This window comes from Aureimonas sp. SA4125, from assembly GCF_019973775.1.
In the GTDB taxonomy this organism is placed as follows: domain Bacteria; phylum Pseudomonadota; class Alphaproteobacteria; order Rhizobiales; family Rhizobiaceae; genus Plantimonas.
In genome coordinates this window covers 2,275,579-2,299,554 of sequence record NZ_AP025032.1, presented here as the reverse complement: position 1 = coordinate 2,299,554, position 23,976 = coordinate 2,275,579, and the positions used below count along the sequence as shown (strand labels likewise).

The 23,976-nt window shown below is 66.0% G+C and carries 22 protein-coding genes; 7 read left to right on the top strand and 15 right to left on the bottom strand.

The window, feature by feature from the left end:
• Positions 1 to 41 precede the first annotated feature (41 nt).
• Genes cysG through Sa4125_RS10610 form a run of 7 tightly spaced genes read right to left on the bottom strand, consistent with a single transcriptional unit; the run spans position 42 to position 10,108 of the window.
• Entirely contained in the window at positions 42 to 1,550 is a 1,509-nt protein-coding gene (gene cysG, locus Sa4125_RS10640) for a siroheme synthase CysG (protein WP_224006945.1), read from the bottom strand.
• On the bottom strand, positions 1,522 to 4,200 hold the full coding sequence (locus tag Sa4125_RS10635; protein ID WP_224006943.1) for a nitrate reductase: 2,679 nt from the start codon (positions 4,198 to 4,200) through the stop codon (positions 1,522 to 1,524). The genes cysG and Sa4125_RS10635 overlap by 29 nt, the downstream gene beginning before the upstream one ends.
• Before the next feature lie 4 nt (positions 4,201 to 4,204).
• A complete protein-coding gene (gene nirD / locus Sa4125_RS10630) occupies positions 4,205 to 4,555 on the bottom strand; it encodes a nitrite reductase small subunit NirD (RefSeq protein WP_224006940.1) in 351 nt (116 codons plus the stop codon).
• A complete protein-coding gene (nirB, locus tag Sa4125_RS10625) occupies positions 4,552 to 7,008 on the bottom strand; it encodes a nitrite reductase large subunit NirB (RefSeq protein WP_224006937.1) in 2,457 nt (818 codons plus the stop codon). Before nirB ends, nirD begins: the two co-directional genes overlap by 4 nt.
• A gap of 32 nt (positions 7,009 to 7,040) precedes the next feature.
• A complete protein-coding gene (locus Sa4125_RS10620) occupies positions 7,041 to 7,841 on the bottom strand; it encodes an ABC transporter ATP-binding protein (protein WP_224006934.1) in 801 nt (266 codons plus the stop codon).
• Positions 7,842 to 7,862: 21 nt separating this feature from the next.
• Positions 7,863 to 8,765: a nitrate ABC transporter permease gene (gene ntrB, locus Sa4125_RS10615; protein WP_224006931.1), complete on the bottom strand. Its 903-nt coding sequence runs from the start codon at positions 8,763 to 8,765 to the stop codon at positions 7,863 to 7,865.
• A 38-nt stretch (positions 8,766 to 8,803) separates the two neighbouring features.
• Positions 8,804 to 10,108: a CmpA/NrtA family ABC transporter substrate-binding protein gene (locus Sa4125_RS10610; protein WP_224006928.1), complete on the bottom strand. Its 1,305-nt coding sequence runs from the start codon at positions 10,106 to 10,108 to the stop codon at positions 8,804 to 8,806.
• Here Sa4125_RS10610 and Sa4125_RS10605 point away from each other — a divergent pair.
• Positions 10,107 to 10,286, top strand: a complete 180-nt coding sequence (locus tag Sa4125_RS10605; RefSeq protein WP_224006925.1) for a hypothetical protein — start codon at positions 10,107 to 10,109, stop codon at positions 10,284 to 10,286. The genes Sa4125_RS10610 and Sa4125_RS10605 overlap by 2 nt on opposite strands.
• A gap of 282 nt (positions 10,287 to 10,568) precedes the next feature.
• Here Sa4125_RS10605 and Sa4125_RS10600 read toward each other — a convergent pair whose 3' ends face one another.
• From Sa4125_RS10600 to Sa4125_RS10585, 4 genes are read right to left on the bottom strand one after another with little or no spacing between them, the layout of a single operon-like run.
• Positions 10,569 to 11,798 carry a CmpA/NrtA family ABC transporter substrate-binding protein gene (locus Sa4125_RS10600; protein ID WP_224006922.1) on the bottom strand — a complete coding sequence of 410 codons (1,230 nt, stop codon included), beginning with the start codon at positions 11,796 to 11,798 and terminating at the stop codon, positions 10,569 to 10,571.
• A gap of 10 nt (positions 11,799 to 11,808) precedes the next feature.
• Entirely contained in the window at positions 11,809 to 12,399 is a 591-nt protein-coding gene (locus tag Sa4125_RS10595; RefSeq protein WP_224006919.1) for an ANTAR domain-containing protein, read from the bottom strand.
• Positions 12,372 to 12,602, bottom strand: a complete 231-nt coding sequence (locus Sa4125_RS10590; protein WP_224006916.1) for a hypothetical protein — start codon at positions 12,600 to 12,602, stop codon at positions 12,372 to 12,374. The genes Sa4125_RS10595 and Sa4125_RS10590 overlap by 28 nt, the downstream gene beginning before the upstream one ends.
• A gap of 3 nt (positions 12,603 to 12,605) precedes the next feature.
• Positions 12,606 to 13,829, bottom strand: coding sequence for an adenylate/guanylate cyclase domain-containing protein (locus Sa4125_RS10585; RefSeq protein ID WP_224006913.1), 1,224 nt, complete (start codon positions 13,827 to 13,829; stop codon positions 12,606 to 12,608).
• Positions 13,830 to 14,118: 289 nt separating this feature from the next.
• Between Sa4125_RS10585 and Sa4125_RS10580 the strand changes: the two genes are divergently transcribed.
• From Sa4125_RS10580 to Sa4125_RS10570, 3 genes are all read left to right on the top strand, one after another.
• Entirely contained in the window at positions 14,119 to 14,985 is an 867-nt protein-coding gene (locus Sa4125_RS10580) for a transglutaminase family protein (RefSeq protein ID WP_224006910.1), read from the top strand.
• Positions 14,986 to 15,066: 81 nt separating this feature from the next.
• Complete coding sequence (locus tag Sa4125_RS10575; RefSeq protein WP_224006907.1) at positions 15,067 to 16,188, top strand: YihY/virulence factor BrkB family protein; 1,122 nt, start codon at positions 15,067 to 15,069, stop codon at positions 16,186 to 16,188.
• Positions 16,189 to 16,359: 171 nt separating this feature from the next.
• Positions 16,360 to 16,515: a DUF1127 domain-containing protein gene (locus Sa4125_RS10570; RefSeq protein ID WP_224006904.1), complete on the top strand. Its 156-nt coding sequence runs from the start codon at positions 16,360 to 16,362 to the stop codon at positions 16,513 to 16,515.
• Between the two features lie 90 nt (positions 16,516 to 16,605).
• Here the strand turns inward: Sa4125_RS10570 and Sa4125_RS10565 are convergent, their stop codons facing one another.
• Both Sa4125_RS10565 and pcsA read right to left on the bottom strand, forming a co-directional pair.
• A complete protein-coding gene (locus Sa4125_RS10565) occupies positions 16,606 to 17,580 on the bottom strand; it encodes a quinone oxidoreductase (RefSeq protein WP_224006901.1) in 975 nt (324 codons plus the stop codon).
• Positions 17,577 to 18,320 carry a phosphatidylcholine synthase gene (gene pcsA / locus Sa4125_RS10560; RefSeq protein ID WP_224006898.1) on the bottom strand — a complete coding sequence of 248 codons (744 nt, stop codon included), beginning with the start codon at positions 18,318 to 18,320 and terminating at the stop codon, positions 17,577 to 17,579. Before pcsA ends, Sa4125_RS10565 begins: the two co-directional genes overlap by 4 nt.
• A gap of 145 nt (positions 18,321 to 18,465) precedes the next feature.
• On the opposite strand from pcsA, the gene Sa4125_RS10555 reads away from it, so the two are divergent.
• Positions 18,466 to 19,689, top strand: coding sequence for a UbiH/UbiF family hydroxylase (locus Sa4125_RS10555; protein WP_224006894.1), 1,224 nt, complete (start codon positions 18,466 to 18,468; stop codon positions 19,687 to 19,689).
• On the opposite strand, the gene Sa4125_RS10550 is transcribed toward Sa4125_RS10555, so the two are convergent.
• A complete protein-coding gene (locus tag Sa4125_RS10550; RefSeq protein WP_224006891.1) occupies positions 19,651 to 20,616 on the bottom strand; it encodes an AEC family transporter in 966 nt (321 codons plus the stop codon). The two genes, Sa4125_RS10555 and Sa4125_RS10550, sit on opposite strands and share 39 nt — an antisense overlap.
• Before the next feature lie 244 nt (positions 20,617 to 20,860).
• Here Sa4125_RS10550 and hspQ point away from each other — a divergent pair, with 244 nt between their 5' ends.
• On the top strand, positions 20,861 to 21,184 hold the full coding sequence (hspQ, locus tag Sa4125_RS10545) for a heat shock protein HspQ (protein WP_224006888.1): 324 nt from the start codon (positions 20,861 to 20,863) through the stop codon (positions 21,182 to 21,184).
• A gap of 64 nt (positions 21,185 to 21,248) precedes the next feature.
• Here the strand turns inward: hspQ and Sa4125_RS10540 are convergent, their stop codons facing one another.
• Positions 21,249 to 21,920, bottom strand: a complete 672-nt coding sequence (locus Sa4125_RS10540) for an invasion associated locus B family protein (RefSeq protein ID WP_224006885.1) — start codon at positions 21,918 to 21,920, stop codon at positions 21,249 to 21,251.
• A 184-nt stretch (positions 21,921 to 22,104) separates the two neighbouring features.
• Between Sa4125_RS10540 and Sa4125_RS10535 the strand changes: the two genes are divergently transcribed.
• Positions 22,105 to 23,949: an extracellular solute-binding protein gene (locus tag Sa4125_RS10535; protein WP_224006882.1), complete on the top strand. Its 1,845-nt coding sequence runs from the start codon at positions 22,105 to 22,107 to the stop codon at positions 23,947 to 23,949.
• The last annotated feature ends 27 nt before the right edge of the window (positions 23,950 to 23,976 follow it).

Below are 23,976 nucleotides of genomic sequence, written 5' to 3'. Positions count from 1 at the left end.
GAATCAAGCCTATATTCGTATTGTCGTTTAAATCTGTTGGTCTAACTAGCTATCTGGAGCAGCGAAGCCGATGATCCGAGGTCATATTCCGGCATTTCGCTCGCCTGGCATTCGAGGAAGACGCGGCCGACGCCGATAAGGACCGGGCGTTCGACGCCGATGCGCGCGACAATGGCGGCGAGTTCGGCGAGGGTGCCCGCCCCGCGCATCTCGTCGTGCCGCGATATGTTCGCGGCGACGGCGACGGGCGTCGAGCCCGGCAGTCCGTGGGCGATCAGGTGTGCGGCGATGGCCGGCGCCATCCGTCCGCCCATGTAGAAGATCGTGGTGGCGTGGTCATCGGCCAGCGCCGTCCAGTTCAGCGTCGCGGGCAGGACGCCTTCCTTGGAATGGCCGGTGACGAAGCGAACCTGGCTTGCCCGATCCCGGTGCGTCAGCGACACGCCGAAACTGGCGGCCAGCGCAGAGGCCGCGGTGATGCCCGGCACGATGGCAACGGCGATCCCCTCGGCCTTCAGCGCCGCTATTTCCTCTCCCGCCCGACCGAACACCGAGACATCGCCGGATTTGAGCCGCACCACATGCTTGCCGGCCTTGGCGAACCGGATCATCAACGCGTTGATCTCCTCCTGCCGGCAGCTCTCGCGCGCGGCGCGCTTGCCGACCAGCATGCGCTTGGCCTCGCGGCGGGCGAGTTCGAGAATCTCGTCCGAAACGAGATCGTCGAACAGGATGACGTCCGCGGCCTGGAGCGCCCTCACCGCCTTCATCGTCAGGAGTTCGGCGGCGCCCGGCCCAGCCCCGACCAGCGTCACCCGGCCGCCGACGTTCTTGGCATCGGCGATATCCGCGACAAGGCGCTGCATGTTGGCCGCCGCGTCGTCATCGGGCGCGGACGCCGTCAGAGCCTTTTCGGCGAAACGCTCCCAGAAAGCCCTGCGCAGCGGGCCTGCTTCCAGCCTTGCCATCACCTCGCCGCGAATCGTCGCGGCAAGCCGAGCCCAACCCGCCAGCGCGGGTGGCAGGAGCGTCTCGATGCGGCGGCGGATCGCCTGACCGAGGATCGGCGCGGCGCCGTCGGTGGAGATTCCCAGCACCACCGGCGATCGGTTGACGATCGTCCCGAAGCGGAAGGAGCAGAAGTCCGGCCTGTCGATGACGTTGCCGGGCACCCCGGCGGCACGCGCTGCGCAGGCGAAGGCTTTCGCCTCGGCATCGCTGGCGCAGTCTGCGACCGCCAGCGCGGCATGGGCGAAGGAGTCGAGACCCCAGGGCCGGTCGAGACGCGTCAGCGAGCCGGCGGCAGGGCGAGCGGCCAGGACCGCCGCCATCTCTTCGCCGATCTCGCCACTGGGCGCGTACAGCACCACGTCGGCCCCCGCGGCAGCGAGCAGTTCCGCCTTCCAGGCGGCGGCGGCGCTGCCGCCGGCCATGACCACCCGCTTGCCCGTCAGGTCGAAGAACACCGGCAGCGTCGCCAATGCCTCGATGCGCTGGCTGCGCCCGCGTCGCTCCGCCGGGTCAGGCGTCGTCAAGGACAAGGCAGCCATCGATGATCTCCTGGATTTCGGTTCGGCAGGAACCACAATTGGTTCCGGCCTGAAGCAGGCCGCCGATCTCGGCGACGCTGCGGCATCGGCCACTGCGCACCGCGCCGGAGATCTGGCCGGCGCCGACCGAGAAGCAGGCGCAGACGATCGCCCCGACATCGACCGTGTCGGCGCCGCCGCGTCCGGCGAGGATGCGCTGCCGCGACAAAGCATGCGGCGCGAGGAGCTGGCCGGCCGCCCAGGCTCGCGATACCGCGACCGGCCCGGGCGCGGTCCACAGCGCCCCCTGCAGCGTCTCTCCGTCGAAGGCTGCAAAGCGCGCCGTCGTGGCATCGTGGTAGGACAGAAGGTCGGCCGCGTCGGCGCCGAAGAGATCGGCAGCGAAGGCGGGCCAGTTCTGAGGCGTCGCCAGTCCCGCCAGCTCGATGCGCCAGCCGGCCTCCGTGCGGGCGACGGCCCAGTAATCGGCGGGAATGGTCGAAGGCCGCAGCCGCGTCACGGCAAAGCCGTGCCAGGCAACGGGAAAGCGCGCGAGCGAGACCGGGGTCGATTTCAGCGCCGGCTGGCCCGAATGCGGATCGGTCTGCTTCTGTGTCAGGGCGCCGGCCCGCGAAGCGGATGCGAACTGCTCGGTCCAGTGCATCGGCGCAAACAGCGAGCCCCGCCGCTGTCGCGGCGTCAGACAGGCGCGGAACAGTCCGCTCCCGAACCCTGTCTCCAGGCGTACGATGTCGGCGTCGCCGACGCCAAGATCGCGGGCGTCGTCGGGGTGGATCTCGGCGAAGGGCTCGGCGATGTGGGCGGACAGGCGCGGGGCACGGCCGGTCCGCGTCATGGTGTGCCACTGGTCGCGGATGCGGCCGGTATTCAGCGTGAAGGGACGGCATGCATCTTCTGGCAGCGGACTGGCCGCGAGCACAGGGACGAACCGCGCCCGTCGATCGGGGGTGAAGAACCCTCCCGCGGCAAAGAATCGGCTGTCGGGCTGAGGCGCGTCGGCGGGCGCTGCATCTTCGGTGAGACGGGGCACCGGCCACTGCACCGGCGGAAAAACCTGGTATTCCTCGGCCGACATGCCGACGAGGCCGGCCAGGTCGAAGTCGCGATCGCCTTCGTTCTCGGTCGCCGACAGCCGGGCATGCTCGTCGAAGACGTCATCGGGGCTCTCCCAGTCGAAGGCAGCGCCGAAGCCCATGCGCCGGGCGACCTCGGCGAGGATCCGCCAATCCGGCCATGCCTCGCCCGGCGCCTGAAGAAAGGCGCGCTGGCGCGAGATACGCCTTTCCGAATTGGTGACCGTGCCGTCCTTCTCGCCCCAGCCAGCGGCGGGGAGCACGACGTGGGCATAGGGCAGCGTATCGGTATCGGAGACGATGTCGGAGACGACGACGAAGGGACAGGTGGCGAGGCCGGCGCGGACCCTGTCCGCATCCGGCAGGGAATCGACCGGGTTGGTGCCGATGATCCAGAGCGCCTTGATCCGCCCGTCGGCCACCGCGTCGAACATCGCCACGGCCTGCAGCCCGGGCGTCGCGGCGATCCGGGGCGCCTTCCAGAACCGCTGGACGCGGTCGCGGTGCGCAGGCTTGTCGAGATCCATGTGGGCGGCGAGCTGGTTGGCGAGACCGCCGACCTCGCGTCCGCCCATCGCGTTCGGCTGTCCGGTGACGGAGAACGGCCCCATGCCCGGACGGCCGATCCGACCTGTGGCCAGATGGCAGTTGATGATCGCGTTGACCTTGTCGGTGCCCGAGGCCGACTGGTTGACGCCCTGGCTGTAGACGGTGACGACCTTTTCGGTGTGGGCGAACAGGTCGAACAGCATGGCGATGTCGGCGGCGGCAAGCCCCGTCGCCGCGGCGACGTCGCCCGTCTGCCGGGCGGCGTCGAGGGCTTCGGCAAGGCCGGTGGTGTGGTCGTCGACATAGGAGCGGTCGATCGCCCCTGCCTCGAAAAGATGCGCCAGCAGTGCTGTGAACAGCGCCGTGTCGCCGTCCGGCCGGATGGCGAGGTGCAGGTCGGCAGCGTCGGCCGTCGTCGTGCGCCGGGGATCGACAACGACGATGCGCATGCCGGGCCGGGCCGCTTTTGCCGCCATCACGCGCTGGAACAGCACGGGATGGCACCAGGCGAGGTTCGAACCGACGAGGACGAGGAGTTCCGCCTGCTCGAGATCGGCATAGCAGCCGGGAACCGTATCGGCGCCGAAGGCGCGGCGGTGGCCGGCGACGGACGATGACATGCAGAGACGCGAATTGGTGTCGATATTGGCCGAACCGATGAACCCCTTCATCAGCTTGTTGGCGACGTAGTAGTCCTCGGTCAGCAACTGGCCCGACACGTAGAGGGCGACACTGTCCGGCCCATGCGCCTCAATGGTGGCGGCGAAGGTCGAGGCGATGGTGCCCAGGGCGAGATCCCACGAGGCCGCCTGCCCGGCGATGCTGGGGTGGAGCAACCGCCTGTCCGGCCCGAGCGTCTCGCCGAGGGCCGAGCCCTTGGAGCACAACCGGCCGAAATTGGCGGGATGGGCGGGATCGCCCGAAATGGCGACCGTGCCGTTCGCCCGCGGCGTCGCGAGGACGCCACAGCCGACGCCGCAATAGGGGCATGTGGTGCGGACCGTCGGATCGGCGGGGGCGGAGTCCAAGAGCCTATTCCGCCGCTTCGGCGAGGGCCGGGCTGAGCTCGATCAGCATCTCCAACTCGCCCGCGTCGCCGAGGCGGATCGGAAAGGTCCGTACCGCCCCGGTGTCCGGTCCCTGAACGAGGCCGCTATCGAGAGCAATGATCTGGTTGTGCAGCGGACAGGAGACCAAGGCACCATGGACGATGCCCTGGCTCAAAGGCCCGCCGCGATGCGGGCAGCGATCTTCCGTGGCGAAGACCTGGTCGTCTTCGGTGCGGAAGACGGCGATGCGGCCGAGCGGCGAGACGACGCAGCGGGCGCCCCGGCGCGGGATATCGTCGAGATGGCCGATCGCCATCCACTGCCCGCCGCTCATTCCGCTGCCTCCCGGTAGGCGGTGAGATCGGCCATCGGCCGGAACTCGTGCGCGGCCACCCGGCCGCTGGCGCGCTCGGCCCAGGGATCCTTCTGGACGAATTTCTGGCTGTGGACGAAACGCTCGAACAGCTCGGCGCGCTTTGCCAGATCATCGACCACTGCGGCGCGGATGCTGTCGATGCCGACCCGTTTGTTCCATTTGTAGATCCGCTCGAGATAATGACCCTGCTCGCGGTAGAGCTGGGTCAGTGCGACGATCACCTGCAGGGCCTCGTCCTCGCTGTTGACGTGGCCGAGGACCTCGGTCGGCTTGATGTCGAGCCCGGCGGCCCCGGCGAAGTGGATGTCGTAGCCGCTGTCGACGCAGATCACGCCGATGTCCTTGCACGTCGCCTCGGCGCAGTTGCGCGGACAGCCGGAAACGGCGAGCTTCAGCTTGGCCGGCGTCCAGGACCCCCACATGAAGCGTTCGAGGCGGATACCGAGGCCCGTCGAATCCTGCGTGCCGAAGCGGCACCAGTCGGTCCCGACGCAGGTCTTCACCGTGCGCAGCGCCTTGCCGTAGGCAGCGCCCGAAACCATGCCGGCGGCGTTGAGATCGGCCCAGACGGCCGGAAGGTCCTCCTTCTTCACGCCGAGCATGTCGATGCGCTGCCCGCCGGTGCACTTCACCGCCGGGATCTGGAACTTGTCGACGACATCGGCGATGGCGCGAAGCTCGTGCGAGGTCGTCATCCCGCCCCACATCCGCGGCACGACGGAATAGGTGCCGTCCTTCTGGATGTTGGCGTGGACCCGCTCGTTGATGAAGCGCGACTGCTTGTCGTCCTGATAGATGCCGGGCCATTCGGCGAGGAGGTAGTAGTTCAGCGCCGGGCGGCATTTCGAACAGCCGCAGGAGGTCTTCCACTGCAGCTCCTGCATCACCTCGGGGATCGATCCGAGGTGCTTGGCGACGATCAGCCGGCGCACGTCGGCATGGCCGAGATCGGTGCAGGCGCACATCGGTTTGACCGCCGAGGGATTGAAGGAAGCACCGAGCGTCAGGCTCATCAGTTGCTCGACGAGGCCCGTGCACGAGCCGCAGGACGAGGAAGCCTTTGTGTGGGCGCGGACATCGTCGAGCGTCGTCAGTTCCTTGGCCGTGATGGCCGTCGTGATCTTGCCCTTGCACACGCCGTTGCAGCCGCAGATTTCCGCATCATCCGGCAAGGCTGCAACGGCCGCCATAGGGTCCAGTGGGGACCCTCCCTGGTAGGACTGGCCGAAGATCAGGGTGTCGCGCATCGCCGACACGTCGCTCTTCTTCTTCACCAGATCGAAGAACCAGGCGCCGTCGGACGTTTCGCCGTAGAGAACCGCGCCGAGAATGCGCCCTCCTTCGAGCACCAGCCGCTTGTAGACGCCGGCAGAGGCGTCGCGCAGGACAATCTCCTCGCGCCCCTCGCCCTCGGCGAAGTCGCCGGCGGAAAAGAGGTCGATCCCCGTCACCTTCAGCTTGGTCGCGGTGACCGAGCCGAGATACTGGCCGCTGGCGTTTTCAGCGAGCTGCGAGGCGACCACCTCGGCCATCTCGTAAAGCGGCGCGACGAGGCCGTAGACCATGCCGCGGTGCTCGGCGCATTCGCCGAGTGCGAAGATGGCGGGGTCGGAGGTGCGCATGTCGTCGCCGACCACGATGCCGCGATTGACCTCGAGGCCGGCAGCCTTCGCCAGGGCCGTCGAGGGCCTGATGCCGACGGCCATGATCACCGCGGTGCAGGGGATGGTCGTGCCGTCGTCGAGCAGCACCGCCTCGACCTTGCCGTCGCCGAGGATCGCCTTGGTGTTGGCCTTGCACGTGATGTCGATGCCGCGCTCCTTGAGCGAGCGCTCCAGCAGCCAGCCGGCGGCCGGGTCGAGCTGGCGCTCCATCAGCGTCGGCATGATGTGGAGGACGGTGACGTCCATGCCCTTGGCCTTCAGGCCGGCGGCGGCCTCGAGGCCCAGCAGCCCGCCGCCGATGACGACGGCCCGTCCGCCCCGGCGCGCGGCGTCCCACATCTTTTCGACGTCGTCGAGATCACGATAGGCGAGGACGCCCGGCAGGTCGTGGCCGGGCACCGGCACGATGAAGGGGGTCGAGCCGGTGGCGATGATCAGACGGTCGTAGGCTGCAACCGTCCCGTCGGCGGCGGTGACGGTGCGCGCGACGCGATCGATCGTCTCGACGCGCTTGCCCTTGTGGAGCGTCACGCCATGGGTGGCATACCAGGGATCGTCATGGGTGATGATGTCCTCGTAGCGCTTCTCGCCCGACAGCACCGGCGACAGCATCAGGCGGTTGTAGTTCACCCGCGGCTCGGCGTTGAAGACCGTCACCGCGTAGCGGCCGGGGCTCTTCTCGAAGAGGTGCTCGAGCGCCCGTCCGGGCGCCATGCCATTGCCGACGATCACCAGTTTCTGGGGCATGGGAGGGACCACTCCTGGGATGGGTGCCGGGGTCATGCCGCCTCCACGAAGCGGTTGCGCTCGTAGAGGAATTTCAGCACCGCGGTGCGGCAGCGCAGGTAGACGGGATCGGCGGCGAGCTCGAGCCGGCGCCGTGGCCGTGCCAGCGGAACGTCGAGGATCTCGCCGATCCGCGCCGAAGGGCCGTTGGTCAGCATGACGATCCGGTCCGACAGGAGCACCGCCTCGTCCACATCATGGGTGATCATCATCACCGTGGTGCCCAGATCGGCCTGGATCGCCATAACCTGGTCCTGGAGATGGGCCCGCGTCAGCGCGTCGAGGGCGCCGAAGGGCTCGTCGAGGAGCAGAATCTTGGGCTCCATCGCCAGCGCCCGGGCGATGCCGACGCGCTGCTTCATGCCGCCGGAAATCTCGGACGGGCGCTTGTCGCGGGCATGGCCCATGTGGACCAGCTCAAGATTGCGCATCACCCATTCCTGCCGCTCGGCGCGGCTCTTGGTCCGGCCGAACACCTTGTCGACAGCGAGCGCGACGTTCTCGTAGACGGTGAGCCAGGGCAGAAGCGAATGGTTCTGGAACACGACGCCGCGGTCGGGACCCGGCGCGTCGACAACCTTGTCTTCCAGAAGCACGACGCCGCGCGTCGCCTCGGTCAGCCCGGCGACGATGTTCAGGAGCGTGGACTTGCCGCAGCCGGAATGGCCGATGATCGAGATGTACTCGCCCTTGGCGACGGTCAGGTCGATGTCCCTGAGGACCTCGCTGACCGCGCCGCCCCGGGCGAATTCCTTGCTCACGCCTTCGATGGACAGGAATGGTTTGGTGTTCATCGTTGTGATCTCCCGATCCGCTCAGGTGGACGAAGTGCCGCGGGTGAAGGCCTTGCCGATGGAGGCGACGATCCGGTCGAGCACGAAGCCGACGATGCCGACGTAGACGAGGGCCAGGATGATGTCGCTGATCAGCGAGGAGTTCCACGCGTCCCAGATGAAGAAGCCGATGCCGACGCCGCCGATCAGCATTTCGGCCGCGACGATGGCGAGCCAGGACAGGCCGACGCCGATCCGAAGGCCGGTGAAGATGTAGGGGGCGGCCGCCGGGATCATGATCTTCCAGAAGAACTCGAAGCCGTTCAGCCGCAGTACTTTCGCCACGTTCCGGTAGTCGTCGGGAATGTTGCGCACCCCGACCGCCGTGTTGATGATCACCGGCCAGACCGCGGTGACGAAGATGACGAAGATCGCCGAGGGCTGGCCGTCCTGGAAGGCGGCGAGCGACAGCGGCAGCCAGGCCAGCGGCGGGACCGTGCGCAGCACCTGGAAGATCGGGTCGAGACCGCGCATGGCGAGGTTCGACTGGCCGACGAGGACGCCGAGCGCGATGCCGACGACGACGGCGAAGGCGTAGCCGAGGGCGACCCGCTGCAGGCTGGCCCAGATCTGCCAGCCGATGCCGACGTCGTTGCCGCCGTTGACGTAGAAGGGATGCGCGATGAGCTCCCAGGTATCGCTGACCACCTGGCTCGGCGGCGGCAGTCGCGCTCCCGTTCCCGAGCAGATCGCCTCCCAGAGCGCCAGGAGGATCACGAGGGTCACGAGCGGTGGCAGGATGTTGGCGGAAGCGGTGCGGGCAAGGCGCAGGAAGCGGGCCCTGCCCGACTCGCTTTGCGGCCGTAGCGGCACCACCGCCGCGCTCGTCGCCGGTTTGCCGATGACGTGAACGACGGCATCGGTCTTCAGGATGGTCTGGGACATCATCGGTCTCCCGTTGGCGGTCGTTTCGCGCGGGCCGGTCAGGCCGTCCGCGTGATGGCGAGGCTGGCGAGATAGGCGGCGGGATCTTCGGGATCGAAGACCTTGCCGTCGAAGAAGGTCTCCTTGCCGCGCGACGTCGAGGCGGGAATGGCCGAAACGCCCAGCGCCTTGGCGGCCTCGCGCCAGAGATCCTCGCGGTTGACCTGCTCGACCATGGCCTTGATGTCGGTCGACGCATCGAGATTGCCCCACCGGATGTCCTCGGTGACGAACCAGGCGTCGTGGCTCTTGAATGGATAGGAGGCGTCGTCCTGCCAGAACTTCATGAAGTGCGGGGAGTCGGCGACGTCGCGGCCATTGCCGTAGTCGATCACGCCCTTCATCCGCGGGCCGATATCGGCCGGCTTGACGTTGAACCAGGCGCGCATGCCGAGGATGTCGGCGAGTTCGTCCTTGTTGGCCATGTCATCGGCCCATTGCGCGGCTTCCTGCACCGCCATCACGAGCGCGAGGGCCGCCTTCGGATGCTTCTCGACCCAGTCGGCGCGCATCGCGAAGCTCTTTTCCGGATGCTTGGACCACAGTTCGCCGGTGGTGAAGGCCGTGTAGCCGATCCCCTGCTCAACCAACTGCGCATTCCACGGCTCGCCGACGCAGAAGGCATCCATGGTGCCGACCTTCATGTTGGCGACCATCTGCGGTGGGGGAACGACGATGGTCTCGACATCGCTGTCGGGATCGATGCCGCCGGCCGCGAGCCAATAGCGCATCCAGAGGTCGTGGGTGCCGCCGGGAAAGGTGACGGCGACCTTGGCTGGGGCGCCGGCCGCCTTCTTCTGCGCGAAAGTCTCGCGCAGAACCGACGAGTCGAGGCCGACCTTCAGGTCCGCATAGGCCTTGCCGACCGAGATCCCCTGACCGTTGAGATTGAGGCGCGCCAGGATCGCCATCGGCAGCGGCTGGCCGTTCTGGGTGACCTTGCCCGCCGTCATCAGGTAGGGCATCGGCGTCAGGATATGTGCGCCATCGATGCCCGAGCCAGCCGAGCCAAGGACCAGGTTGTCGCGTGTGGTGCCCCAGGAAGACTGCTTCGTCACCTCGACGTCGGGCATGCCGTGCTTGTCGAAGAATCCCTTCTCCTTGGCGACGATCAGCGGAGCGGCGTCCGTCAAAGCGATGAAGCCGAGGATAGCCTTGGTCGTCTCCGGCCCCGTGCCCTGCGCGAAGGCGCCGGCCGGGAAGGATGCGCCGATGGCCGAGAACAGAGCCGTCGTGCCGGCGGTCGCGGCAGCATGGCGCAGAAAGCGGCGACGGCTGAGATCGGCGGAGAAAATGTCGGGCATGTCGATCCTCGGGCCAGGAAATGGGAAGTTGGAAGACGAAAAAAAACGCCGCATCCCTGACCAATCCATTCCGAAAGAGGAATGGGTGGCCGGACTTGCGACGTCGATGTCTGGTGAAGGCTTCTGCAAAGAAGGCGTTCGATGCCCTGTCTTCTTTGACGGGCACGCAGTCATTTGACTGCAATCGGGGCCCATTGGAAAGTCCAAATGTGCGCCAGATAGGCATGCCTATTTTTTCGGCATTAACCCGCTAGCCTTTGCTTTGTAGGGATTCCAGGCTTGTGCGGCAGATGCCCGATTTTGCGCCGCACTGACGAAAGATTCGACAGAGAGGCATTTGTCCCGCCTGGGCTCGGCATCGTGCACGGAATGACGCTCCGTCGAGCCGCTATCGCGTTCAGCTTTATTGATTCGGCACGATCTTTCCGGAAAGGCGAATGTCGCGCTTCCGGATCGCTCCCTAGTCGTCTTTGTTGGCCGGACCGTTAGGGGGCAGCGACTGGCGGATCGGAAACTCCGAGATGTAACGGGGGATCGACGCGGGATCGAAGCGATAGCCTGGCCTGTCGCCTGCGCCCGTCGGACCGAGTTCGATCCGCTGGTCCAGGGGTGGCATCGCGGCAATTCGGTCGGCGAAGACCTCGCGGTAGAGATCGGGGCGGAAGGCACTGGCTGCGCGCTCGGCCTCGCGTTTGCCGAGGCCGACCTGGCCCCAGCGCGCCATCTGGCTGTAGGTCCACAGCGCCTGGCTCTGCCACGGGAAATTGGCCGCGCCGGCATGGAAGGTGAGATAGGCGGGAATGCGCCGGTGGGACCCGTCCGGGCCGACGGGCAGGTCGCCCGCCAGGATCTCGGCGATCATCGTCGCCGATCCTCCGACATGCTCGGGCCGGGCGAGAATGCCGGCAAGTTCGGCCCGGTTCGAGGGCACGTCGCACCATTGGGCGGCGGCGTCCAGGGCGAAGAGCAGGCGCTCTGCGGTGTCGCGGTTGGTCTCCCACCAGTCGGGGCGCATCCCCAGCACCTTTTCCGGCGACGACGGCCAGATGTCCGCCTTCACCGCGACCACCTGGCCGATGCCGGCCTCGACCGCCAGCACGTTCCACGGCGCGTTGACGCAGAAGCCGTCGATAACCCCCGCCTTCAGCGCATCGGCCGTCATCGGCGGCGGCACGACCGTCATGGTGACGTCCCGGTCGGGATCGATGCCGGCTTCGGCCATCCAGAAGCGGAATTCGTAGTTGTGCGAGGAGAAGGGATAGGTGCAGCCGAGCACCAGCGGCGGTTTCCCCGCCGCCTGGCGGGCATCGATGACACGCTTCAGGGCACGGCCGTATCCTGAAGCCGTGTCGGCGCCCTCCCCGATTTCCTGCATGGCGGCAAACAGCGACGTCGACAGGGTGATGGCGTTGCCGCCCATGCCGAGCGCGAAAGGCGCGATGACGGGATGGGGGTTGGAGCCGAGCCCGAGCTGCGAGGCGACCGCCATCGGGCCCAGCATGTGCGCCACGTCGAACTGTCGGAAGGCCAGGCGATCGCGGATGTTCGACCAGGACACGTCCCGCACCAGTTCCAGCCGGACGCCGTGCTCCCGGTCGAGCCCGAGAGCGCTCGCGGCGACCAGCACGGCTGCGTCGAGGAGGGGAATAAAGCCGGCGCGGACCACCGGATCGTGACGAAGCTCGCTCATCGGCGTCCTCTCATTTCGCCAGCAGTGAAGCGGCGGTCACTACGCTGCGGGCGATGTCGACGAGACGCTTCTTCTCGTTCATCGCCGTCTGGCGCAGCAGGCGGTAGGCCTGTTCTTCGGACAATCCGCGATTGGTCATGACAAGCCCCTTGGCCTTGTCGATCACCTTGCGGTCCGCCAGCTCCGATCGGGCTTCGGCAAGCTCGCGGGTAAGACGGGAATAGGCATGGAAGCGCAGGATCGCCATGTCGAGGATCGGCTTGACCCGTTCTTTCTTTAGTCCGTCGACGATATAGGCGGAGACTCCGGCGGCGATGGCCGCTTCCATCGAGGCGGCGTCGGAGCGGTCGACGAACATGGCGATCGGACGCGGGACGGTGCGCGTGACCTGGAAAAACTGCTCCAACCGATCGCGGTTCGGATTCTCCAGGTCGACGACGATGACGTCCGGCTTGAACGCCTCGATCTCGCGCACCAGACCATTCATCTCGGCAACGATATGGACGCGGGTGTGCCCAGCCTCCAGCAGGCCATCCTCGATGATCGATGCCCTTGCCCTGTTCTCGTCGACAATCAGAATGGCGACATCGCTTGGTTCCATGACATGATCTTGCGCAGCTTATTTCGCAACGCAACATGCAACTGCGACAGAGGCGCACTTTCCGCTGACCGACAGCCGGAGATGTCGGCGATGCCCTCTCCTTCCACGTCGTATCCGGTCAGAGCGCCGTCAGCGCCTTCGCTTTTGACATCGGCCGTCCGGCACCCGGAAATCGGCGCGGCGTCGACAACCTGCATGGCCATGCGCTACGGCAAACGCAGAGCGAGCACCTCGAGAGGCTCTCCGAGGCCCTTCAGGGGATAGAAGCCGAGATTGTCGAAGATGCCGTGATCGCCGGCCATGTCGGCGAATGCCCGCGACAGGAGAACCGGGCGCTTCACCTCCTTCGTCAGCGTCTCGAGCCGCGACGCGACGTTGACGGCCGGACCGATGACGGTGAAGTCGAGGCGCTTGCGCGAGCCGATGTTGCCGTACATCACGTCGCCGACATGGATGCCCACGCCGTAGCCGAGCGGATCGTGGCCGAGGCGCACATGTTCCGCGTTCACCGCGCTCATTGCCGCCCGGGCTTCGCCGACCGAACGCAGCAGCGCGGCGCAGGCATCGGGGTTGGAGAGCGGGAAGACCGCCAGCAGGCCGTCACCGACGAATTTCAGGATCTCGCCGCCATTGCGCTCGATCGGCTCCGACATGGCATCGAAATAGCCATTGAGGAGATCGATGACATGGTCGCGCGGCCAGAGTTCGGAAATGGTCGTGAAATCCCGAAGGTCGCAGATCAGGATCGCCGCGCCGACGGTGACGCCGCTGCCCCGCCGTGTCGCACCGGCCAGAATGAGTTCGCTTGCATGCGGGCCGACATAGGTCTCCAGCAGCGTGCGCGCCAGGCGGTTCTTGATCCGGATCTCGCTGACGAGCGCGAGCGCGGGCAGCAGGTCGCGGAGAAAGCTGATGTCCTCCTCGCTGAACCCGCCCGGCCGGTCGCAGCCGAAGCTGATCACATGCCGCTTGCCGAGAGTGTGGAGGATCGGCCAGGCGACATAGTCCGTCAGACCCTCGGAACGCAGATCGTCGAAAATCGCATGGCGCGAGGCCCTTCCATCGTCGACGTCGAGACGCTCGCGAACTTCGTCGGCACCGTTGTCGATCTCGCTGACCGGGCTGTTCAGATACTGCGCCGTTTCGAGGACGTCATGATCGAACATGTTGATCGCGGGGTTGGGCTGGTCCTTGCGCCAGAGAATGCGCGCGCCGAGCCATTGCGGGTTCTGAATCGTGAAGGCGAGCGTCGCCCGCGCCAGAGGCATGCCGCCTGCCCGCAGCCGGTCGCAGAGCTGCACGAAGATGTTGTCGATGAAGCGCTCGTCGCGCGTGCCATTCACGAGCCAGTCGAGGATCTGGCTTCGCCGCGCCGGCCATTGTCCGCTTTCCGAAGGCGGGGCAATCGTGTCGGGCATCAGAGTGGTCATTGTCAGTCTCCGCGGCGAGAACGCTCACCTAAGGTCTTCGCGCCCGCTGTTCCACCCTTCCCGGCGTTTTGCAGCGATCGACATAAATTGGCCCGCGCGCACGCCGCTGGGCGAAAGCGGTGGAACCTTTGCCGCCGGATGCGCTTGTCCGGGCGTCCCGGCTTTGCCACGATTTCGCCAGTTTGCGGTCGTGGTCGTCGAGGCCTTCCGCGATGCTGATGGCTTCATGGCTTCATGGTTGGCTGCGGTGGCCGCGGACGTGACAGCGGGCCGTGTGAAGGGAAGCGAAATGGGCGTTCGGTACAGATTGGGGTGCGATCTCTCCTACGAGGTGAAGGGTCCGACGGTCTTCATCTTCAATCTCGAGGTCGCAAGGCTCAACCGCCATCGAGACCTCACCGAGCGCCTGACGATCACGCCCGATCTCGCGCGTCGAAGCTATGTCGTGCCGGACATCCAGAACCGCTACTTCAGCGTCTCGGCGGATGCCGGCCCGCTGAATGTCCATTACGAAGCCGAAGTGACGCTGGACGTGTTCAGGGCCGATCCCGACACGATCCGGGAGACGCCATTGGAGGCCCTGCCCCTCGACATCATGCCTTTCCTCCTGCCTTCCCGCTTCGTCTCGTCCGACCGGCTGAGCGCCTTCGCCCAGAAGGAGTTCGGCCAGTTGGCAAAGGGGCACGGGCGGGTGACGGCGATCTGCAACTGGATCTACGACAATCTCGACTACCAGCCCGGCTCCTCGGACGCGCAGACGACGGCGGATGAGAGCCTGATCCTGCGTGCCGGCGTCTGTCGCGATTTCGCCCATCTCGGCACCGCCTTCTGTCGGGCGCTCAACATCCCCGCGCGCTTCGTCAGCTGCTATGCCTACGGCCTGGAGCCGCGCGATTTCCATGCGGTGTTCGAAGCCTATCTCGACGGGCGCTGGTGGCTCTTCGACGCGACGCGGCAGGCCAACCTCGACGGCCTGGTGCGGATCGGCGTCGGGCGCGACGCGGCGGAAATCGCCTTCGCTTCCCCCTTCGGCCCCTTCGAGGCCGGGCCGATCAGGATCACCATCGATCATGCGGACGGCTCGCCGGAACTGCTGGGCCGCACCACCGATGCGATCTCGACCGAAGAGCCAGCCCCGCACGCCGGCGCCAACTGAAATCTTTTACTGGCTTGGCACGGCGCTGGGCGCCATCGGACGCCCGCACGCCCTTCCGGCAGCGATAGGGAGACCCATGCGATGCGGCAAACCCAACGGCGAGGCGGATCCTTCGCCAGCGACCTTCTGCTTGGTCTGGCCTCCGGCGGGGCGCTGACGCTGCTCGGCTATCTGGCAGGCCGCGGTATCGGCGGCGCTGACGATGCGGATGAAACGAAATGGCGCGGCAAGCAGCGTTCCGCCTCACTGCCGGATGCAGACCCTCAGCGCGGTCGCACCGCCACGACGCCGTCCGACATGCCCGCCAAGGGTTGGAAGGACATCCTGGTGCGTACGTTCAAGGAATTCTCCGAGGACCGGCTGATGCTGGTTGCTGCGGGCGTCACCTTCTATGTGCTCCTCGCCCTCTTCCCCGCGATCACCGCGCTGATCTCGATCTATGGTCTCTTCACCGACGCATCGAGCCTTGGCGAACAGATCCGGGCGCTGGCTGGGGTTCTTCCCGGCGGCGCGGTCGACATCATCAGCGAGCAGATGGCGCGGGTGACGACGCAGGGCGACGGCAAGCTGGGCCTTGGCCTCGTCTTCGGTCTCGGCCTTGCGCTCTGGAGCGCCAATGCCGGGATGAAGACGCTCTTCGACGCGCTCAACATCGTCTACGAGGAGACGGAGAAGCGCAGCTTCGTCAAGCTCACCCTGACCTCCCTCGCCTTCACCCTCGGAATGATCGTCTTTGTCGTTCTGACGCTCGGCGCCGTCGTCGCACTCCCGATCGCGCTCAAATTCGTTGGCCTTGGCGATCTTGAAGCCTGGCTGCTCGTGCTGCGCTGGCCCGCCATGCTTGTGGTCGTCGTTGCCGGACTGACGCTGGTCTACCGTGTCGGCCCGAGCCGCGCGGACGCCAAATGGCGCTGGATTTCCTGGGGCGCAATTCTGGCCGCGGTCCTGTGGATTGCGTTTTCGCTCCTGTTCTCCTGGTACGTCACGAATTTCGGCAGCTACGACAAGACCTATGGGTCGCTCGGCGCGGTGATCGGCTTCATGACCTGGATCTGGATATCGACGGTTCTGGTTCTGATCGGCGCCGAGCTAAACGCCGAACTGGAACATCAGACGGCGGTCGACACCACGACCCGCACTGCCAAGCCCATGGGCACGCGCGGCGCGACGATGGCGGACACCGTCGGCGATACCCAAGGCTGAGCCGTCGGAAGGCTCGGCAGCCATGGCGATACCATCGCAATCCATGCTCGCCTGACTGTCATGCAATCGTCGTAAAATGCACCTGGTGCATATCTAACGTGCACTGGATGCGCTTCTTTTGTGCAGTGCAATTTCCTATCTGATAACCTCAACATCAGAATGGACAGACGCATGTTTTCGCAAATCGCCAGCCGCTTCCGCGCCTACCAGGCAAACCGCAAGGTCGCCAGCCACCTCGCCCGCATGGACGATCGTGAACTCCTGGATATCGGCATCAGCCGTAGCGAGATCGAGTACCTCGTGCGCAGCGGTCGCCATCAGCTGTAGGCTCTCTCGCATTTTGTTCGAAAGGCCCGGCGCTCAGGGAGCACCGGGCCATTTTTTTGTCGGTAGCAGGCGGTCAGTTTCCCGATCCGGTCAGACCTTGAGGATGGTCGCACCCGTCGTCTTGCGAGCTTCCAGGTCGCGATGCGCCTCGACCGCATCTTCCAGCCGGTAGGTCTGGTCAATCCGGATCTTGACGGCGCCCGACGCGATGACACCGAACAGCGCCTCTGCCGACTCTTCGCGTTCTCGTGCATTGGCGACATAGCCGAACAGACTCGGTCGTGTCGCAAAGAGCGAACCCTTCTGGTTCAAAATGCCGAGGTCGATGTCCGGCAGCTTGCCGGACGACTGGCCGAAGGTGACCCAGAGCCCGCGGCGCTTCAGGCAGTCGAGGCTGTGCGGGAACGTGTCTCTGCCGACCGAGTCGTAGACGACGTCGCACTTCTTGCCGTCGGTGATCTCCAGCACGCGCGCCACGAAATCTTCCTGGCGATAGTCGATGACGTGATCGTAGCCGTGCTGGAGCGCCAGCGCGCATTTGTCGGCCGAGCCGGCCGTGCCGATGACGGTCGCACCGAGATGCTTCGCCCATTGTCCGGCGATCAGGCCGACGCCGCCGGCGGCAGCGTGGAACAGCATCACCGTTCCCGGTCCGACGGGAAACGTGCGGCGCAGAAGATACTCGGCCGTCATGCCCTTCAGCATTACCGCGGCGGCGATGTCCGAGGAGATGGCGTCCGGCAGTTTCACCACCTGGTCGGCAGCGATGACGACGCGTTCGGCATAGGTTCCGTTGGCCCCGTTATAGGCGACGCGGTCGCCGACGGAGAGCGTCGTGACATCCTCTCCGATGGCGGCGATGGTGCCGGCGCCCTCCTTGCCGACCACGAAGGGCATGGTCGGCGGCTTGTAGAGCCCGGTGCGGAAATAGACGTCGATGAAGTTCACGCCGACCGCCGCCTGCTCGACGAGGATTTCGCCGCGTCCGGGCTGGCCGCAATCGTGCTCTTCCCACGACAGCACCTCGGGGCCGCCGAAGGCGTGCACCACCATCGCTTTCGTCATTCGACGTCTCCCACGGTATCACCCTTGCGCCGGCGCAGCCCGTCCAGAACCTGGAGGATGGCACCGATCGAGAAGAGATAGAGGCTGGTCGCCAGGATCCCCACTTTCAGCCAGTCCGGCAGATCGAAATTGTAGTAGAGCGCACCGAGCCCGCAGGCCGACCAGAGGGCGACGACCGCGAGATTGAAGGGGCGCAGGCGCTTCACCCTGACGGGGTGAAGAAACTTGATCGGCAGGAACGTGGCGACCGAGCAGAAGGCGACGAAGGCAAAGGCGGTGATCTCGTTCGGCTGGATGGCGAAGAAGGTGAAGATCACCATGTTCCACGCCACCGGAAAGCCGCGGAAGAAATAGTCGTTCGTCTTCATCCGCGTGTCGGCATAGTAGATGGCGCTGGAGATGACGATCATGGCCGCCGCGATGAATGACAGCGCGCCGCCGATCATTCCGGATTCATAGAGGGCGAAGGCGGGAATGATGACATAGGTCGCGTAGTCGATGATCTGGTCGAGGACATCGCCGGACCAGTTCGGCAGGACCCTGAGGATATCGACCTTGCGCGCCATCGGACCGTCGATCGCGTCGACGAAGAGAGCAAAGCCCAGCCATCCGAACATCGCGACCCAGCGGTGGTCCGCCGCGGCGATGATCGACAGAAATGCCCAGAAGGCACCGCTGGCCGTCAGCAGATGCACGGCGAAGGCGCGCCATTGTTCCCATTTCGATACCGGCTCGGCCATGTCTTCCCGTACTCGTTGTCGCAGGGACACCAACGCCGTCCCATCCCCCATTGCTTAAAGCTGTATCGTTCGTATGTCTGAAATCAAAGGGAAACAGGGCGCGCGCAGTCGGTTCTTTGTCCCGTGGTCGCGGAAAGGAAACATTGTGGGACATCTGAAGGCAGAGATCGGCGTCGTCGGTGGTGGACTGGCCGGCTATGCCACGGCGATTGCCTTTGCGCTCGAGGGTTTCGATACGGTGCTCCTCGCGCCGGCGCCCTCGCGCGAGGATGGCCGCTCCACCGCGCTGCTCGGCCCGTCCGTCGCCTTCCTCGAATCGCTGGGGGTCTTTGAAGGCCTGCGCGCCAAGGCCGAAGCGCTGACGGTGATGCGGATCATCGACGACACGGGCCGGCTCATGCGCGCTCCCTCGATCTCCTTCGACTCCCGCGAGATCGATCTCGCCGCTTTCGGGTTCAACGCCCTCAATGCCGACCTCATGCAGGCTCTGGCGACCCGCGCCGCGACGCTGGGCGAGCGCCTGCGGGTGATCGATGCTTCCGTCGATGACGTCGCCGTCGAACCGGATGGAGCGCTGCTGCGCCTCGGTGACGGCTCCAGCCTTTCCGTCGCGCTCGTCGTCGGGGCGGATGGGCGTCATTCCGTCGTTCGGGAACGCGCCAAGATCGCCTGCCGCGCCTGGTCCTATCCGCAGAGTGCGATCGTCCTCAACTTCGCCCATGAGCGTCCCCACGGCGGCATATCGACCGAATTTCACCGGACAACGGGACCGTTCACCCAGGTTCCCCTGCCCGGCCGTCGCTCTTCGCTCGTCTGGGTCGAGACGCCGGAAACGGCAGACCTCGTCGTCGACCTGAAGCCCGAGCGGCTGGAGCGGATGATCGAGGAGCGCCTGCACTCGATCCTCGGCGCCGTGACCCTGGACGGACCGGTTCAGGCCTTTCCCCTGAAGGGGGCGAGCGCCGCGCGGCTGACGGCGCCGCGCGTTGCGCTGGTCGGGGAGGCCGCGCACGTGTTTCCCCCCATCGGTGCGCAGGGTCTCAATCTCGGTCTGAGGGATGCCGCCGCGATCGTCGAGGCGGCCGTGGCCGGGCGCGACGATCCCGGCTGCACCATGGTGCTGTCGCGCTACGAGGCGGCGCGGCGGGGCGACGTGATGTCGCGCAGTCTCGGCGTCGACCTCCTCAACCGCTCGCTTCTCGCCAGCCTTCTGCCGACGCAGGCAGCGCGCGCCGTCGGCCTTTCCGCCCTCGCGGCAATTCCGTGGCTGCGGCGGTTCGCCATGCGCGAGGGTGTTGCGCCGGGAGCCGGTCTCAAGGGGATCGGGCGCTCAGTGCGCGAAGGGATTGGTGGGGAACACGCCGGCTGACATCAGGTAGAGCGAAAGCGTCACGGTCACCACCGAGGCCATCGTGGTGACAAGGACGGCTGCCGACGCGCGCTCCACCCAGACGCCGTACTGCTGCGCGATGACGAAGACGTTCGTCGCCGTCGGCAGACAGGCGAGCAGCATCGCCACATGCACCCAGAGCGGGTCGAAGGGCCCGGAGAGGCCGAGGAAGAGATAGACGACAAGCGGGTGAAGGACGAGCTTGGCCGGCACGATGTAGCCGAGCTCCGGTGGCACCCGCTTCAGCGGCCTCAGCGCCAGGGTCACGCCCATGGCGAACAGGGCGCAAGGAGCCGCGGCATTGGCCAGAAGCGACAGCAGACGCTCGGCGGGCTCCGGCAGATCCACCTCCATCACCGCTGCGGCGACCCCGACGATCGTGGCGAGGATGAAGGGGTGAGTAAAGATCTTGCGCGCCACCTCTCCGGCAATCGCCGCGGCCGGGCGGCCGGAACGACCGCCCAGCCCCATGCACAGCGGCGCCAGGATGAAATGCAGCGTGTTGTCGAAGCAGAAGATCAGCGCCACCGGCACCGTCGCTTCCGGCCCGAAGGCAGCGATGGCGAGCCCGGGCCCCATATAGCCGATATTGCCGTAGGCCGCCCCGAGTCCCTGGATCGTCGACGACGGCACGTCGCCCGACGTGCGCAGAAGGGCGATGGCCCCGACCAGCAGGAAGATGACCAGGGTTGCGAGCGTCGTCGCGCCGATGAAGGCCGGATTGGCCAGGCGGTCGACGGGCGTCTTCGACAGGAGCTGGTAGAACATGGCGGGCAAAGCGAGATAGACGACGAAGACGTGCAGCCAGGCGAGTCCTTCGATCGGCCGCGGCGCCACCCGTCCCGTGCCATAGCCCAGCCCGATCAGCGCAAAGAACGGGAAGATCAGTCCGAGGATGGCGATCACGACTGGCGTCTGCCAAGGAATCCGGCATGGTATCGAGGCAGCATCCCGGAGGGAGGGGAATTACCGGATCCCCCGTCGCTCGAGGACACGCCGCAGCCGATCTGGCCTGATGTTTGCATCTTGTCAGGCACTATGTTTATCCGGCAGTTGACGACATCAGTGGTAGACGAGACAGCCAAGGCCAGGCACGGCATATCGCCGGTTCCGCCTGGGCAGAACTGATGGACTCTTGAGGACCGCCGCCATGCAGACAGCACGTTTTTTCATCGGCCAGGTCGTTCGGCACAGGGTTTTCCCGTTCCGCGGGGTGATCTTCGACGTCGATCCGGAATTCGACAATACCGAAGAGTGGTACCAGTCCATCCCGCAGGACGTGCGTCCGCGCAAGGACCAGCCTTTCTATCATCTGTTTGCCGAGAACGCGGAGACAGAATACGTCGCCTACGTCTCCGAGCAGAACCTCCTGCCCGACGACACCGATGCGCCCGTCCGTCATCCGCAGGTCAACGAGATGTTCGACGGTCCGATCGACGGCGCCTATCGCATCAAGCTCGCCCACCGCCACTGACGCGGCACCCCGACAGCAAAACGGCGGCTCCCATGGGAGCCGCCGTTTTGCTGGATCAGAAGGATTACTGTGCCGGAGCGGCCTTCGCGGCTGCCTGCGCCTCTTCGAACTTCTTGCGGCGCGCCTCTGCCTGCTGCTTCAGCGCATCGTTCAGCTCCTGCTGGCGCTGCGCCAGCTCCGGCTGGGCAACAGGCGGGCCGTCATAGGCCTTGCTGAAACCCGCCAGCGTGATCTTGATCGGATTGGCCTGGCGCTGGAAGTTCACCGAGGTGACGGTCAGGCCGTTGCCCTTTTTCAGACCGGCGATCACGGCATCGGTAAGCTGCGATTCCGCGATGCAGCGGTCTGGGAAGCAGACCGAATAGTTCATGCCCTGGGGCGCGCTCTGGTCGACCTGCATCTGCACGCCGGCCGGGATGACGCGGCCGGTCGGAACGACGACCTGCAGGACGCGCTGGTTTACCTTGCCCTTGACGTCGATCAGGTTGACCGCCGTGACGAGCTGGCGCGTGTCGGCGATCAGCGTGAACTGAGTGTTGCAGATGTCGTTCTCGCCCTGCTTGGTGCAGACCTTGAACCACTGCGGCTCCGAGCCCGTTGGAGCGGCGGCCGCAGCGGCCGGCGCGGGCGCCGCAGCCTGGGCCGAAGCGGAGGTCATTCCAGCGCCCAGCATCGCCAGACCGATGGCACCGGCGGCAAGCGCATGGGCGGGGACAGTGTGCAAACGGTTCTTCACGGGTCGTGCTTCCTCTCGGGCGTCTCTCTGGCGCTGACGGTTCCATAGACCCTGTGGTGCTCTTTCGCAAATACGGCCGTTTGAAGGCCCCTGCTCCCTCGCTCCAGGAGACGCCGGGCGGTAGGCAAAGCCATGCGAAGCCGATAAGAATCGGCGCGACCCACGACCGGAGAATTCTCGTCCCATGGCCTTCCGCATGCTTGCGCCGACCCTTGCCACCACCCTTTTGGCCCTCCTGGCCTCGGGGACGGCGTCGCTGCCTGCGTCGGCCGCGCCGATGCACGGCATCGCCATGCAGGGAGAACCCGCGCTGGCGGCAGGATTCGACCACTTTCCCTTCGTCGACCCGAAGGCGCCGAAGGGCGGGACCATGCATTACGGCGTGTTCGGGACTTTCGACAATCTCAGCCCGATCATCGTTCGCGGCGCGACCACCACGGCGCGGGGCATCTGGGCGGACCAGGAATACGGCAATCTGGTCTTCGAGCCGCTGATGCAGCGCAGCCCGGACGAACCCTTCACGCTCTATGGTTTGCTGGCCGAAAGCGTCGAGACCGACGACGCGCGGACCTTCGTCGAGTTCACCCTCGACCCCCGCGCGAAATTTTCCGACGGCAGGCCGGTGACGGTGGAGGACGTCCTCTTCACCACCGACATGATGAAGCAGATCGGCGTCGTCAGGCCGCAATACACAGCGTGGCTGCAGAAGGTCGCAAGGATCGAGAAGGTCGGCGATCGAAGCGTGCGCTTCACCTTCAACGAGAAGGCGGACCGCGAGCTGCCGATGCTCCTTGCCGGCCTGCCGGTGCTTCCCGAGCACGGCTTCGATCGCGCCACCTTCGAGCGGACGACACTCGCGCCGCTGATCGGCTCCGGCCCCTATCTCATCGATACGGTCGAGCCCGGCCGGCGCATCAGCTACAGGCGCGATCCCGACTATTGGGCCAAGGACCTGCCGGTGAAGCGGGGCATCGACAACTATGACGAGATCGTCATCGAATATTTCCGCGACGCGAGCACCCAGTTCTCGGCTTTCCAGAAGGGCCTGTTTTACGTCTACCCGGAAGCAAGCCCCCGGCAGTGGCGGTCGGCCTATGATTTTCCGGCGGTCGCGGACGGTCGGGTGATCAAGGAGACGTTTCAGACCGGCAAGCCAGCCGGCACCTACGGTTTCTTCTTCAACACGCGCCGGCCGGTATTCCGGGACCGGAGTGTGCGTGCGGCACTCGGCCTCCTCTTCGATTTCGAGTGGGCGAACAAGAACCTCTATTTCGGCTCCTACAAGCGCGTGACGAGCTTCTTCGAAAACTCCGAGCTGTCGAGCGTCGGCCGGGCGGCGAGCGAAGCGGAAAAGGCGCTGCTCGCGCCCTTTCCCGACGCCGTGACGCCGGCGGTCATGGCCGGCACATGGCGCCCGGCGGTCAGCGACGGTTCGGGCAGCGACCGAAAACTTCTGCGACAGGCGGTCGAGCAGTTGAAGACGGTGGGGTACAGCTTTGTCGGCGGCAAAATGGTCGCACCGGATGGCCGGCCGCTCGCCTTCGAGATCCTGGCTCAGAACGCCGACCAGGCGCGCATCGCCCAGGGTTTTGCCGCAACGCTCGGGCGGATCGGCGTCGGGGTCTCCATCCGCCAGGTCGACGATGCGCAGTACCAGCTGCGCAAGCAGGAATTCGACTACGACATGCTGATGTCGTCGTTCACGTCCTCGCTGTCCCCCGGCGCCGAGCAGCGCGGCCGCTGGGGCTCCGGCGCCCGCGATGCCGGCGGCTCCTTCAACTTCGCCGGCACGGCCGACCCTGCCATCGACGCCTTGATCGACGCCATGACACAGGCCCGTACGCGCGAGGACTTCGTCGCCGCCGTGCGCGCCTACGACCGGGTGCTGATCTCCGGCCAGTACGTCGTGCCGCTATTCTACATCGCCGAACAATGGCTCGCCCGCTGGAATTTCATCCAGCACCCCGACGCGACGCCGCTGACGGGGTATTATCTGCCGAGCTTCTGGCGCGATCCGAAGAGCGAATAAGCGGGGCGACCGAGGCCGGGTTTCTTC